The organism is Thalassolituus sp. UBA6592 (assembly GCF_002433655.1).
Taxonomy (GTDB): domain Bacteria; phylum Pseudomonadota; class Gammaproteobacteria; order Pseudomonadales; family Oceanobacteraceae; genus Venatoribacter.
Window position 1 is genome coordinate 14,162 of record NZ_DJIO01000082.1, and the last position, 14,133, is coordinate 28,294.

The 14,133-nt window shown below is 48.9% G+C and carries 10 protein-coding genes and 1 pseudogene; 3 read left to right on the forward strand and 8 right to left on the reverse strand.

From position 1 onward, the window contains the following. Positions 1-14: 14 nt before the first annotated feature. The 3 genes from proW to trxA all read right to left on the reverse strand — a co-directional run bounded on the left by proW (position 15) and on the right by trxA (position 3,136). On the reverse strand, positions 15-1,133 hold the full coding sequence (gene proW / locus B2Z72_RS08180; protein WP_296983219.1) for a glycine betaine/L-proline ABC transporter permease ProW: 1,119 nt from the start codon (positions 1,131-1,133) through the stop codon (positions 15-17). Beyond that, on the reverse strand, positions 1,130-2,425 hold the full coding sequence (gene proV, locus B2Z72_RS08185) for a glycine betaine/L-proline ABC transporter ATP-binding protein ProV (RefSeq protein WP_296983220.1): 1,296 nt from the start codon (positions 2,423-2,425) through the stop codon (positions 1,130-1,132). The genes proW and proV overlap by 4 nt, the downstream gene beginning before the upstream one ends. 342 nt (positions 2,426-2,767) lie before the next feature. Beyond that, positions 2,768-3,136, reverse strand: coding sequence for a thioredoxin (gene trxA / locus B2Z72_RS08190; protein ID WP_296983222.1), 369 nt, complete (start codon positions 3,134-3,136; stop codon positions 2,768-2,770). Positions 3,137-3,570: 434 nt separating this feature from the next. On the opposite strand from trxA, the gene B2Z72_RS08195 reads away from it, so the two are divergent. From B2Z72_RS08195 to B2Z72_RS08205, 3 genes are all read left to right on the forward strand, one after another. Then, complete coding sequence (locus B2Z72_RS08195; RefSeq protein ID WP_296983223.1) at positions 3,571-4,746, forward strand: PilT/PilU family type 4a pilus ATPase; 1,176 nt, start codon at positions 3,571-3,573, stop codon at positions 4,744-4,746. Positions 4,747-5,077: 331 nt separating this feature from the next. Then, complete coding sequence (locus tag B2Z72_RS08200) at positions 5,078-5,542, forward strand: nuclear transport factor 2 family protein (protein WP_296983224.1); 465 nt, start codon at positions 5,078-5,080, stop codon at positions 5,540-5,542. 185 nt (positions 5,543-5,727) lie between these two features. Continuing rightward, positions 5,728-6,732 (forward strand): transposase, encoded by a 1,005-nt coding sequence (locus B2Z72_RS08205; RefSeq protein ID WP_414716368.1) that lies wholly within the window; start codon positions 5,728-5,730, stop codon positions 6,730-6,732. Positions 6,733-8,173: 1,441 nt separating this feature from the next. Here the strand turns inward: B2Z72_RS08205 and B2Z72_RS08210 are convergent. The 5 genes and pseudogenes from B2Z72_RS08210 to purL form a co-directional block, all read right to left on the reverse strand. Then, positions 8,174-8,299, reverse strand: a pseudogene (locus B2Z72_RS08210) (transposase); the annotation flags it as partial. Positions 8,300-8,349: 50 nt separating this feature from the next. Further along, positions 8,350-8,844: a hypothetical protein gene (locus tag B2Z72_RS08215; protein WP_296983226.1), complete on the reverse strand. Its 495-nt coding sequence runs from the start codon at positions 8,842-8,844 to the stop codon at positions 8,350-8,352. Continuing rightward, positions 8,841-9,257, reverse strand: coding sequence for a helix-turn-helix transcriptional regulator (locus tag B2Z72_RS08220; RefSeq protein WP_296983227.1), 417 nt, complete (start codon positions 9,255-9,257; stop codon positions 8,841-8,843). The genes B2Z72_RS08215 and B2Z72_RS08220 overlap by 4 nt, the downstream gene beginning before the upstream one ends. 5 nt (positions 9,258-9,262) lie before the next feature. Beyond that, positions 9,263-9,547: a hypothetical protein gene (locus B2Z72_RS08225; RefSeq protein WP_296983228.1), complete on the reverse strand. Its 285-nt coding sequence runs from the start codon at positions 9,545-9,547 to the stop codon at positions 9,263-9,265. A gap of 379 nt (positions 9,548-9,926) precedes the next feature. Next, positions 9,927-13,814 carry a phosphoribosylformylglycinamidine synthase gene (gene purL, locus B2Z72_RS08230; protein ID WP_297004523.1) on the reverse strand — a complete coding sequence of 1,296 codons (3,888 nt, stop codon included), beginning with the start codon at positions 13,812-13,814 and terminating at the stop codon, positions 9,927-9,929. Between the last annotated feature and the right edge of the window lie 319 nt (positions 13,815-14,133).

The following is a 14,133-nucleotide window of genomic DNA, read 5'->3' on the forward strand; positions in this document are numbered from 1 at the left end:
GGGATTGAAAAAGATCAACGTGTGGATTTATCCGCGGAAAATAACCGCAGCAACAGCGCGGCCGGACCGGTCTGATACCAGTGACGGACACCACGGGCACGGGCATCCTGACCCAGCGCCTGAGTAAGACGATCAAGAATAATCGCCAGAATAACAATACCGATACCGCCAACCGCGGCAAGGCCAATGTCCAGCCGGCCAATACCACGCAGTACCATAAGCCCCAGACCACCGACAGAAATCATTGAAGCGATAACCACCATAGACAGGCTCAGCATCAGCGTCTGATTAACCCCCGCCATAATGGTTGGCATCGCCAGCGGCAACTGAACTTTGAAAAGCATCTGGCGCGGACTGGCACCAAAAGAAGAGGATGCTTCAATCAGATCCGCCGGTACCTGACGAATCCCCAGATTAGTAAGACGGATAACAGGGGGCATGGCAAATACGATGGTCACCACCACGCCCGGGACGTTACCGATACCAAACAGCATCACAATAGGCACCAGATAAACAAAGGCTGGTGTGGTTTGCATGGCATCCAGCGTTGGCCTTAAAAAGCGATTAAGGCTCTCATGCCGCGCCATTAAGATACCCAGCGGCAAGCCGAGTAAAATGCAGAAGAATACCGAGGTTAATACCAGCGACAGGGTCGTCATCGCCTCACTCCAGGCACCGATAGCGCCCAGCACAAACAAGCCAATTGCGGTACTGATCGCTAAACGTCCGCCAGCCAGTTGCCATGCAAGCAAGGTGAAAACAGCGATCATCAACAGTGGCGGAGTTGCATTGAGCAACATGTCGATGGAATTCAGCGTGGCATCAATTGGAACTTTGACCCCGGTAAAAAATGGACGGAAATGATCAACCACCCAATCAAGGCCATGCTCCACCCAATCCTGTAGCGGAATCCAGGCTTCCGGGAAGGGATCCGCTAACGTAAATTCAGTGGCTTCCTGCACACTGTCATCCTGCAGCCAGGACTCAGCCGCAAAATTCGCTTCCGATTGCTCAGAATTACCCCACGGGTCTGCTTCTGCACTGCTCTCTGTTGCGAACGGGTTTGTGTCTTCTGCCGTGTTTGATGCAGCCTCTTCAGACTGACCAGCAAAGGGATTATTTTCGTCGCTCATGATGTTTTACTCCCCTCACCATCACTCTCTTCACGATCCAGTGTTTCCAGTAATTTCTCTTTGGTGATGCTGCCAATAAACTCACCTTCTTTCACTACAGGTACCGGGTAGTCAGACTGCGCAACGGTGGAGATTAATTCGCGTACCGGGGTCTCTGCTTCAGCGGTTGTCGCATCTTCTGCTGTTGTAAGATGCGCCTGAACAGGTGCAGACGGTTTTTCTTTATCCAGCTCTGCAAGCGAGGCAACACCAACAAACTGTTGTTCGCCATCCACAACGTAGCCGTACTCCATACCGCTGTCGGTTAATTGTGCTCTTGCCTGCTCAACACTGGCGCTGCTTTCAATGGTTATATTGGGCTGAATTTCTGCAACATTCTGAGCCGCATAGACATTCGAGACATCAACGCCACGGAAGAAAGACTTCACATAATCGTTGGCCGGATTTTCCAGAATATCGTTAGGTGTGCCGACCTGAACCACTTCACCATTCTGCATAATGGCGATACGGTCACCAATGCGCATGGCTTCATCCAGGTCGTGAGAAATAAATACAATGGTACGGCGTTGTTCGGTCTGCAGTTTTACCAGCTCGTCCTGCATTTCCGTACGGATCAATGGATCGAGAGCCGAGAAGGCCTCATCCATCAGCATAATATCCGGGTCATTAGCCAGAGCGCGCGCCAGACCAACCCGTTGCTGCATGCCGCCGGATAACTCATCCGGGTAGGAATGGGAATGGGCACCTAAGCCAACCTGTTCCAGCGCATTCTGGGCTTTTTGACGTCGCTCACGCACAGGCTCGCCTGACAGCTCCAGGCCAAACGCTGCGTTATCCAGCACATTCATGTGCGGCATCAGAGCAAAAGACTGAAATACCATGCTGATTTTCTTGCGGCGTACCTCGCGCAACTGCTTCTGATCAATGGCTGCGATATCTTCGCCATCAATCAAAACCTGCCCTCTTGTTGGTTCAATCAGGCGATTTAACAGGCGTACCAGAGTGGACTTCCCCGATCCGGACAAGCCCATGATGACGAAGATTTCACCTTCACGGATACTCAGGCTGGCGTCCTTAACCCCGACAGTAAGACCGGTACGGGCAAAGATGTCGTCTTTATCTACGCCCTGATCAATAAGATCCAGAGCGGCCTGAGGGGGCTCACCGAAGACCTTAAACAGATGCCGGACCTCCAGTTTGATTGCACTGGCTGCGGAAGAATCTGGGCCAGCTGACGTACTTTCCGGCTGCAATGCAGAAGATTCGCTGGCGGTAGAAATGCTTGAAGTCATAGTACTCAGGGCCTGTATTTACACCCAATTATTTAGAACTGTAAGTACTTTTTACCATACCGGACTTTGATTTAAGCTTCAAAGGGCCGACAAAGGAATGCTCCTGTCAAGTAAAGTGTCAATAATGGCAAAACATAAAGAGGCGAAAACAGAGGGAATCGCTGGTAAAAAAAGAACTTCAGCATGGAAATCCGCTGAAATGCTCTGATCGCTCGAGATGAAAAAATGCTCAGAAAACAAGCAACCAGAAAGATTTAAGCTGCTCTGAATTACATTTGACTCTAATCATCAGACAGAAGAGCAGGTTGAATGACAACAGAATAAACGACAGTCATGGAGGAGCTATTTCTCGATCGGCTCACTGACTGAATCAAGCCATTGCCGCAACTGAGCAACCGTGTGCACACCCGCGCGGCGCCCGACTTCCTGACCATGACTGAACAGAATTAGAGTGGGAATGGTTCTGATCGCGTACTGAAACCCCACTGCTGGTGCTGTTTGCGTATTCACCTTGGCAAAGATCGCGCGGTCGTCCAGCTGCACAGCAGCTTCTTCCAGTATTGGCAGCATTTGCTGGCACGGCTGACACCAATCTGCCCAGAAATCCACAATAACCGGCTTCTGCGCGCCGCGGACAAACTGAGAAAATGTATTCTCATCCAGATTTTGAACCGCGCCGGCAAGCGGAGCAGCATCTGAATTTCCCGTCATGGTCACCTTCCGTTAAACAGTAATCTCGGTCAAAAAGAACAGCTTAACGATAACAGAAACAGAGCCTGTAAAACGTTCGTCAACCGTTCAACACCACGAAAACGCCGCCAGCAGCAGCTACTGGCGGCATAAATTCTGTATAAAGATACGCCTGCTACAGACTATCCCGCTATATACGAATCTCCCGAACAGGAACAGCTTCGTAACCTTCAGGCAGCTTCTCTGCTCAGAGCGTATTACCGTGAACGCTTTGTCATTGTTACAACGTAATTCTGTGAGCAAGGCCGCAATAATAGCTGAATAAGGGTTCAGCAGTACTGCTAATATTTTTTGCAACGTGGCTGGTATGAAGACAATTCATTTCGTCAACAGAAGTAACCAGCTGAAACAAAACAGAAAAATATGTAACACAGCGCAGCGAACAAGGAGTTCACATGAATATCGACAACTGGCTTCACCTTCTGGCAAAACATGATGGCTCCGACCTGTATCTGACCAAAGGCGCTCCACCCTGTGCAAAATTCCAGGGACAATTAAAGCCCATCAGCCGTGACGTACTGGGCCCGGGCGATATCGAAAAAATTGCCTACGCAATTATGTCGGATGCTCAAAAGCAGGAGTTTGAGGAAGAAATGGAGCTGAATATGGCGCTGTCGAATTCTTCTGGCCGCTTCCGCATTAATATTTTTAAACAGCAACACGAAGTGTCTATGGTTGCCCGAAATATTAATACCGAAATCCCAGATATCGCAAAACTTAATCTGCCTCCGGTTCTGAAAGAAACGATTAACGCTAAGCGTGGCCTGATTCTGTTTGTAGGCGGTACCGGTTCCGGTAAGTCGACTTCACTGGCTGCATTGATTGATCATCGCAATGCCACCACATATGGTCACATTATTACCATTGAAGATCCGATTGAGTTTGTGCACAAACATAAGAAGAGTGTTATCAATCAGCGCGAAGTGGGTACTGACACCAAAAGCTATGCAGCAGCATTGAAAAACACTTTACGCCAGGCGCCGGATGTTATCCTGATTGGTGAAATCCGTGATGCAGAAACCATGGAACACGCTCTGGCCTTTGCGGAGACAGGTCACCTGGCTATTTCAACCCTGCACGCAAACAACGCCAACCAGGCGTTCGAACGTATTGTGAATATGTTCCCGGAAGAACGCCGTAATCAGATCCTGTTAGGCCTTGGCCAGAACGTGAGAGCGATTATTTCTCAACGCCTGATTCCAACCAAAGACGGCAAGCGGACGGCAGCTGTAGAAGTTCTGCTGGGTAATAAAACCGTCGAAGACCTGATTATCAAAGGCGATTTCCCCGGTATTAAAGAGATCATGACCAAATCCGAAAACCTCGGCATGCAGACCTTTGATGGTGCTCTCTACCATCTTTATAAGCAGGGAAAAATCACCCTGGAACAGGCACTGAAAAACGCCGACTCCGAAAACAACCTGCGCCTGCGCATCAAACTTGGTGACAACAAAAAAGAAGCCAAACCTACTGCCGTAAAAAAAGTGGCGCCAAAACCCGCTACAGCGACCGCGTCCGGACTGGAACTCAGTTTGATGGATGATGGTGGCAGAACAGAAGCCTGCGCCTGATATCTGCATACCAACGGGCCTGACGGCCCGTTTTTCTTTTCTATGGACAGTCATAATAAGGAGAACGCATGAATCTCTTTTATGGACAGTCATAATAAGAAGAACGTATGAATTGTTGACTAAGCAGGCTCCACGACTTCCTTCCATGGACAGTCATAATAAGAAGAACGTATGAAGTATTAGCTAGCCAGCATCTACAATACCTAGTCCAGAGCCCGTCAAGGCAGCCTATTTATCATGTCCTTACACCAGACTGTCCTGCTGAGATCAAGAACCAATTTACCCTGAACCGTTCCAACGAATCAGATAGTTAACTACCAAAGGAACGGCTATGAACCTTCGTACTCTCGTATTAGGTATGACCCTGATTGCATCTCCCCTTAGCAGCTGGGCTCAAACTGCTGATAACCACTACACTGAGCAGGAGCGGGTTAACAAACAGGTTGTGCTCGATTTCTATGAGAAAGGGATCAATCAGAAAGATGCGGATGCAGCGATTGCTTTGATCGGGGACGAATACATTCAGCACAATCCAAAAGCTGCTGACGGTAAAGAAGGTTTCCGTAATTTCGTCGCCTACCTGAAGAAAGTACATCCCAATGCGCACAGCGAAATAAAATCCGTTTTTGTCGATGATGATCACGTGATTTTGCATGTACATGCTGTACGTGACCCTGGTACCCGTGGCAATGCCATTACCGATATATTCCGTTTGAAAGATGGAAAAATCGTTGAACACTGGGATACAACTCAGGCTATCCCTGAAGAATCTGCTAACGATAATGGAATGTTTTAAGACGATAACAATTTGGCCTCGCTGGACTAAAATTCAGTGAGGTCATTCAACAGAAATACAGCGATCTTATTGAACACATTACCGTTTTCTTTATGTGGACAGTCATAGTAAGAAGGTTGTCCGATACAAAAATTTCAGTCCTTCACTATTCTGAATGTCATAGCCGGAACGTGAAGGATCACGAGATGCCCAAGCCAAGAAAAGAGCTGATATCACTTGAAGCAACCCCCTACTATCACTGTGTATCCCGCTGTGTACGCAGAGCCTTTTTGTGTGGTAGTGATGAATACGGACGCAATTTTGAACACCGTCGAGGCTGGATCGAAAACCTGATTCTCGAACAAGCGCAGATATATGCTGTAGATATCGCAGCTTATGCCGTTATGTCTAACCACTTCCATGTCGTTCTTCATATCAACCAATCAAAGGCTGAGAGTTGGTCTGCCCGAGAGGTTATAGAGCGCTGGCATCAGCTCTACAAAGGCACCTTATGGTCGCACAAGTATCTGGAAGGTGATGAACTGTCAGAACCAGAAAAGGATCTGGTTTCCGATTATGTGTCTAAATGGCGGGAAAGATTAATGTCTGTCAGCTGGTTTATGCGCCGGCTGAATGAAACCATCGCCCGCATGGCCAATGAAGAGGACGACTGCACCGGGCATTTCTGGGAAGGACGCTTTAAATCCCAGGCATTATTGGATGAAAAAGCTCTGGCTGCCTGCATGGCTTACGTAGATCTGAATCCGGTTCGTGCCAGTATGGCCAAAACTCCGGAAACTTCTGACTTTACCTCAATAAAGAAACGCAGCCTTAAGGCTAAGAAAGCTTCCAGCCCTAACCACCCATTTCAGCAAATCCAGGAACTGCTTAATTTTGCCGGAAATCCACGACAGGAAATGCCCGATGGTATTCACATGCGCCTGACAGATTACATTGAGCTGGTTGACTGGACGGGTAAGCAGATAAGAGAAGGCAAACGAGGAAAGATAGAGTCCAATCTCCCGCCAGCATTAATCCGCTTAGATATTGATCAGGAGCACTGGCTTTACATGACTCAGAACTTCGAGAGTGAGTTCAAAGGCCTGGTTGGTTCCGCATACGAACTGAAAGCGAAGGTTAAGCACTTCTGTAACGGCAAATCCCGGTTCAGAACTGTCGGGCTAAGATCCTGCCAGAAACTGCTGAGTTAACCGCTTCAAATAGTCAGTCCCCTCAAATGCCTGAACAGGCAGGCTCTACCGTGCCTGCAATTTGCCTGTAATCGCCTAATACTGCAATTCTGGCCTTTTTCCGATACCAAAATTCCAAAAGACGCCCATCAATTCTTAAAGCAGAACAGCCATGCAAGAAAATTGGCTATCTATTCTTAGCATGACTGTCTCATTTATTCTCCCCATTAAGAATATATATGATTTATACACAGTGAGTTCTGCCACACCTGATTTGCAGGGTGATCAGGCGATTCATACCTGCTCATTCAGGATCGTGTTTTTCAGTAGGTATTGTTACGTATCTAGATGAAGCGTGCGGCAAGATAGCGGTATTATCGAAGAGCCGGAGCAGCCATGTGAGAAAACTGGTTCTATCTTCTTATCATGACTGTCTTATTTATTTCAACCGTGCCTGCAATCTACCAGCAGTCGCTTAACACTGTAATTCTGGCCTTTTCCTGATACCAAAATCCAAAAAGACGCCTCATAGATCGAAAAGCAGAAAAGCCATGCAAGAAAACTGGTTCTATCTTCTTATCATGACTGTCTTATTTATTTGGTGCCTACCATCTGCCAGTAGTCACTTAAAGCTGTGATTCTGGCCTTTCCCCGATGACAAATTTCCAAAGAGAAGATTCTTAACCCGAAGAGTCAGAACAGCCATGCAAGAAAACTGGTTCTATCTTCTTATCATGACTGTCTAATTTATTCTTGTTACGTATCTAGACGAAGCGTGCGGCAAGATAGCGGTAATATCGAAGAGCCAGAGCAGCCATGTGAGAAAACTGGTTCTATCTTCTTATCATGACTGTCTTATTTATTCTTGCCGTGTGAGAAAACTGGTTCTATCTTCTTATCATGACTGTCTTGTTTATTTTGTTATTTATTTCAAAGAGACGATTCTTAACCCGAAGAGCCAGAGCAGCCATGCAAGAAAACTGGTTCTATCTTCTTATCATGACTGTCTTATTTATTTTAGCATACGAACTTAAAGCGAAAGTTAAACACTTCTGTCATGGCAAATCCCGATTCAGAGCATCCGGACTAAGATCCAGCCAAAAACTACTGAGTTAACCGCTTCAAATAGTCAGTCCCCTCAAATGCCTGAACAGGCAGGCTCTACCGTGCCTGCAATCTGCCTGTAGTCGCCTAATACTGCAATTCTGGCCTTTTTCCGATACCAAAATTCCAAAAGACGCCTATAAACTCGTAAATCAGAACAGCCATGTGAGAAAACTGGTTCTATCTTCTTATCATGACTGTCTCATTTAATTCCTTAAACCGAAGAGCCAGAGCAGCCATGTACGAAAACTGGTTCTATCTTCTTATTATGACTGTCTTATTTATTAATTCGAGAGCAGCCATCCAAGAAAACTCGTTCTATCTTCTTATCATGACTGTCTCATTTAATCTTTATTGATTTGCAACCATGCTCAGCAACGTACAAAACAGCGTTTATGACCTGTAGATTGGGTATTTTTACGTTACCTCGCTGCAGCGGAAGCAGGTGCTCGATAATTTTAAACTGAGATTTTGTGATTTCCATAATCACGATATTCTATCAAAATTAGTGTTAACAGGCCCTAGGACGAGTCCCTATTTAGTGCACTTAGTGTACAAAGGTATCCTAGGAGCATTATCAACCAACCCCATTCGCGCTGACGTAGACTGAACGTACTCTCTCCAATATGGCCATACATGATAGCCAACATTATCAACTGAAAATGCGTGAAGAGACTCTTCAGGCAAAGCACTCTTAGACCAATAACGCACAGACCACTTAACCCGAATTTCTAAAAATGGCTGGTAATCTTCATTACTGCTATCAGCTTCTTCTTGTTCAGGAACGCATCTAATTCCAGTTTCATAGAAGAACGTGTAAATCCAAAACCTACTTCCATCATCCTCTTTTTCAGCTTCTTCATGCTTAATAGCATAAACACCACTCAAGGATTGATTTATTATCTTAGCCTGACTCCAATCTCTAACATCAATAGATTCTTTCATATTGATTTTTGAGTCACGTAGTAAAACCGATTCAAACATCAAAGCCTGTTGAGCCTTCTGTAAAAAATCAGACTCCGTAGTCATGCAGCATTCTCCACTGAACCCCACTTATGTACACTTTGGATTTTCGTAACCGAAGAGCTTACAACTCTTTTGCTTTCTGTAGAGATATCTACACTATTTCTCCAAGCAGAAGTAACAATAGTGCATTCTCTTTTAACCGGAATTATTATTTTCGGTTTGACACCAAGCGCAAAGCAGATATCAGAAAGAGTACCCAATGTCATATTTCGACTACCGTCCAGGATCTGCGAAACATACGCTTTGCTCTTGCTAAGTCTTTTTGCCAATTCACTTTTCGATATATCCAAATCTTCCATCGCGACCAGCAGGTCTTCGGTGACATTAACAATAAGATCACTACGCTGATAAGAACGCTCTTCCGAATCAGAATATTTGTAATCGCTGCCGTAGAATAAATCTCTTGCATCACTCATCGACTTTACCTCTCTTCTAATGCCTTCCAATTTTTTCCGACCCTATCAATATCTGCAGCACTTAGGTCGTCAAAATCCTTGTATATATAATGGCTAATGTAAAAAACATCTGGCTTTGACTTGGAATGCCAGCCGTAAGCTCTTAAAGGAATTTTTTTAAAAGCATAGAACTTTCCATTACTCACTCCCCCACTGCTCGTCGGTAGATCACCTTCTGGCGGAAAGCTATCTCTAGACAGGCGCTCTCCATCGGCAAAACGTTTAAAAAAAGCGGCCAACCGGTCTTGCATTGACCTACGTCTCGACTTCGTAAGAGAGATTAACGCTTGCTTTAGTGAGGCTTTCGCCCCGACACAATGCACTACTCTGTACTTTCGACCTATGTACTCATCTTCGATCGTAAGTTCATCATCATTGACGTTAGACTTTTTGGGGCTCAATTAAAGACCTATAGGTTAACATATAGATTAACTCAGAAAAATTTCTATCCTTTTCCCGACCATTGATTTTTTCTATCGAAAAGCAAAGTGCGACCAATTGAAGTAATTTCCAATATTTCAACAACACGAGTGTAACTCGCTCAGCAGCCGTAGAAAACACCGGCCCACCCACCCACAAAAAAAGGCCGCATAAGCGGCCTTTTCAGTCAAACACAGATCTCAGAGAACCTCAGTTCTCCTCAACCCACACCCGCGCATTACGGAACATCCGCATCCAGGCGCCATCTTCATCCCACTCGTTTGGCACGTAGGAGTTCTGAATCGCACGGAAAACCCGCTCAGGGTGCGGCATCATAATGGTCACACGGCCATCCGCAGCAGTCAGGCCGGTAATACCCTGTGGTGAACCGTTGGGGTTCAGCGGGTATTGTTCGGTTACTTTGCCGTAGTTGTCGGTGTAACGCAGGGCTATCTGGCCAGCCAGTTCGTCGATGTCGGTTTCGTCGGCGAATTCCGCACGGCCTTCACCGTGAGCCACGGCGATTGGCATGCGCGAGCCTGCCATACCGGCGAAGAATACGGAGTCGGATTCCTGTACTTCGACCATGGCGACACGGGCTTCAAACTGTTCGCTCATATTGCGCACAAAGTGTGGCCAGTGCTCGGCACCCGGAATCAGTTCATGCAGGTTGGAGAGCATCTGACAGCCGTTACAGATACCCAGTGCAAAGGTGTCGTTACGGCGGAAGAAGGCTTCAAACTGGCCACGGGCCTGTTCGTTAAACAGGATGGATTTGGCCCAGCCCTCACCGGCGCCGAGTACGTCACCGTAGGAGAAACCACCGCAGGCCACCAGGCCGCGGAAGCCTTCCAGAGTGACGGCGCCGGAGAGAATATCGCTCATGTGTACGTCAACGGCACGGAAGCCGGCGCGGTCGAAAGCGGCTGCCATTTCGATCTGGCCGTTCACGCCCTGCTCACGCAGGATCGCCACTTTCGGTGCATCGGCAGAATCTGAGTTTGGCAGATCAGCGGTGATGTCTTCGTTAATATCGAAGGTCAGCTCAGCGTGAATACCCGGGTCTTCGGCATCTAACAGAGCGTCGAATTCCTGTTTGGCGCAGTCGGCGTTGTCACGCAGAGCCTGCATTTCATAGCTGGTCTGTGCCCACAGGCGCTGCCAGTTAACGCGGGATTCGCTGAGGAATTCTTCATCCTGGAAGCTGAAGGTAATCTGGTCATCGTCGTTTGGTGTGGCGATCACGGCGGTGCAATCACCCAGCCCTGCGGCTTCAAACTGCGCCAGTACTTCTTCAACATCGGCGCGTTTAATCTGCATCACAGCGCCCGGCTCTTCAGCGAACAGAGCAGCGGCCAGATCGTCCTGGCTTTCTGCCAGCAGATCCATAGACACATCCAAACCACAGTGCGCAGCGAATGCCATTTCGGTCAGGGTGGCGAACAGACCACCATCGGCACGGTCGTGGTAAGCCAGTAGTTTGCCGTCGGCGTTCAGGCCCTGAACCACAGCGAAGAAGGCTTTCAGATCTTCTGCGTCGTCCAGATCCGCCGGTACATCGCCGACTTTGCCGAATACCTGAGCAAAACAGGAAGCACCGATACGGTTCTGGCCACGGCCAAGGTCAACCAACACCAAGTCAGTTCCACCAGCATCTATCTTTATTTGTGGCGTCAGCACTTTGCGTGCGTCGGTCACTGGAGCAAAGCCGGTGATAATCAGAGAGACTGGTGCGGTGACGGCCTTGTCCGCACCTTCATCCTGCCAGCGGGTTTTCATCGACATCGAGTCTTTACCCACCGGAATAGTCACTTCCAGATCCGGACACAGCTCCATACCCACAGCTTTTACAGTGGCGTAGAGTTTTTCGTCTTCACCTTCGTGGCCAGCCGCGCACATCCAGTTAGCGGACATTTTAATGTCTGCCAGCTTGTTAATCGGCGCTGCCGCCAGGTTGGTAATCGCTTCGGCCACGGCCAGACGACCGGAGGCCGGGCCATCCAACAGTGCGACCGGAGTACGTTCACCCATAGCCATGGCTTCGCCGGCGTAGGTGTCGTAAGAAGAAGTGGTCACGGCAACGTCGGCCACCGGCACCTGCCATGGGCCAACAAACTGATCACGGGCTACGGTACCGGTAATGGAGCGGTCGCCAATGGTGATCAGGAAAGATTTGCTCGCTACAGTCGGCAGCTTAAGTACGCGGGCAGCCGCATCGGCGAGATCAATACCCGCGCTGCTGAAGGCTTCGGTTTTTGCTGCTTTGCTTTTTACATCGCGGTGCATGCGCGGTGGTTTGCCCAGCAGAACCTGCAACGGCATATCCACCGGCTTGTTGCCGAAGTGTTCGTCGGTCACGGTCAGGTGTTCTTCTTCCGTGGCGTAACCAACCACAGCGTAAGGCGCTCGTTCACGGGCACAGATAGCGTCGAATTTCGCCATATCTTCCTGCGCTACCGCCAGAACATAACGCTCCTGAGATTCGTTCGACCAGATCGCCAGCGGGCTCATACCCGGCTCGTCGTTCGGTACGTTACGCAGTTCAAATTCGCCACCGCGACCGGCATCACCCACCAGTTCCGGGAAAGCGTTGGAAATACCGCCGGCACCTACGTCGTGAATAAAGGCAATCGGGTTAGCGTCGCCCAGCTGCCAGCAGCGGTCGATCACTTCCTGACAGCGGCGTTCCATTTCCGGGTTTTCACGCTGTACAGAAGCGAAATCCAGATCAGCATTGGACTGGCCAGACGCCATAGAAGACGCCGCGCCACCACCCAGACCAATCTGCATGGCCGGGCCACCCAGAACGATCAGGCTGGCGCCAACAGGGATATCACCCTTCTGCACGTGTTCGCCACGGATGTTGCCGTAACCACCGGCAATCATAATTGGCTTGTGGTAACCGCGGACTTCGCCGTCATGTTCCAGCTCGAAGGTACGGAAGTAACCGCACAGGTTCGGGCGGCCGAATTCGTTGTTAAATGCCGCACCGCCCAATGGGCCGTCGATCATAATATCCAGCGCAGAAACAATACGCTCTGGCTTGCCGTAGTGGCTTTCCCATGGCTGCTCGAAGCCCGGGATTTTCAGGTCGGACACGGTAAAACCGGTTAGGCCGGCTTTTGGCTTGGAACCACGGCCGGTTGCACCTTCGTCACGGATTTCACCACCAGAACCAGTGGCTGCACCGGAATGCGGGGCAATGGCGGTCGGGTGGTTATGAGTTTCCACCTTCATCAGGATGTGCATATCTTCCTGATGGTATGAATATTCAGCTGTTCCAGGGTTAGGGAAGAAGCGACCGGCGTTCGGGCCAACGATAACGGAGGCGTTGTCTTTATAGGCAGACAGAATGTTTTCGTTGTAGCACTCGTAGGTGTTTTTAATCATCTGGAACAGGGATTTATCCTGATCCTCGCCGTCGATGGTCCAGCTGGCGTTAAAGATTTTGTGGCGGCAGTGCTCAGAGTTCGCCTGGGCGAACATCATCAGTTCAACGTCGGTTGGGTTACGGCCCAGCTTGTTGAAGTTCTCCACCAGATAATCGACTTCGTCGTCGGCCAGTGCCAGGCCCAGATTTTTATCGGCTTCTACCAGTGCCTCACGGCCACCGGCAAGAATATCCACGGTGGTCAGTGGCGCAGGTTCAGCGTGGGAGAACAGCGCTTCGGCTGCGGCGCTGCTGCTCAGCACGGTTTCGGTCATGCGGTCGTGTAATAAAGAAGCGATAATGTCGCGATCTTCGCTTTTTGCACCTTCTATATAGTAGGCAATGCCGCGTTCCAGACGAAGGATGCTGCTTAAACCACAGTTATGCGCAATATCCGTCGCTTTCGATGACCATGGTGAAATAGTACCGAAGCGTGGAACCACCAACTGCATCTCTGCGGCAGGTTCTTTGACTTCTGCCTTCGGGCCGTAGCGCAGGATACGCTCCAGAACCAGACGCTCACTCTCAGTCAGCTCGGCTGACAGATCTGCGAAGTGCATAAATTCGGCATAAACACCGGTCACATGCGGCAGCGCCTGCTGCAGCTTGTTCAGGACTTTGTTCTGACGGAATGGTGAAAGCGCTGGTGCGCCACGCAGCTCGAGCATTGCGGGATTACTCCAGAGAGTGAGGGCAAAAAATGAGCGCGAATGATACCGGAGAGCGGCTGTGCACACCAGATTTGGTCAGGTTTTAGCCCTGACTAATGTCGTTTTCAGGCGCAAAGCCTGCCTGAATCTTTATTTCATAACAGCCGGCAGCCGTTCCTGCAGATCCTTTATCACGATCAACTCAGCATCGTCACTCGAAGGAACGGGACACACGCCGCCGCGGTAAAACAGCCAACGAAACAAAGCGCACTATAAATGGGCAATAATTGAGAATTCAGCAACAATTCGTTTCAACTTACTTATTCCTGAAAAAGTT

Bases quoted from the DNA above. Each gene is read 5' to 3' on its own strand.
- proW (WP_296983219.1), bottom strand. From the start codon at position 1,133: ATGAGCGACGAAAATAATCCCTTTGCTGGTCAGTCTGAAGAGGCTGCA.
- proV (WP_296983220.1), bottom strand. From the start codon at position 2,425: ATGACTTCAAGCATTTCTACCGCCAGCGAATCTTCTGCATTGCAGCCG.
- trxA (WP_296983222.1), bottom strand. From the start codon at position 3,136: ATGACGGGAAATTCAGATGCTGCTCCGCTTGCCGGCGCGGTTCAAAAT.
- B2Z72_RS08195 (WP_296983223.1), top strand. From the start codon at position 3,571: ATGAATATCGACAACTGGCTTCACCTTCTGGCAAAACATGATGGCTCC.
- B2Z72_RS08200 (WP_296983224.1), top strand. From the start codon at position 5,078: ATGAACCTTCGTACTCTCGTATTAGGTATGACCCTGATTGCATCTCCC.
- B2Z72_RS08205 (WP_414716368.1), top strand. From the start codon at position 5,728: ATGCCCAAGCCAAGAAAAGAGCTGATATCACTTGAAGCAACCCCCTAC.
- B2Z72_RS08215 (WP_296983226.1), bottom strand. From the start codon at position 8,844: ATGACTACGGAGTCTGATTTTTTACAGAAGGCTCAACAGGCTTTGATG.
- B2Z72_RS08220 (WP_296983227.1), bottom strand. From the start codon at position 9,257: ATGAGTGATGCAAGAGATTTATTCTACGGCAGCGATTACAAATATTCT.
- B2Z72_RS08225 (WP_296983228.1), bottom strand. From the start codon at position 9,547: ATGCAAGACCGGTTGGCCGCTTTTTTTAAACGTTTTGCCGATGGAGAG.
- purL (WP_297004523.1), bottom strand. From the start codon at position 13,814: ATGCTCGAGCTGCGTGGCGCACCAGCGCTTTCACCATTCCGTCAGAAC.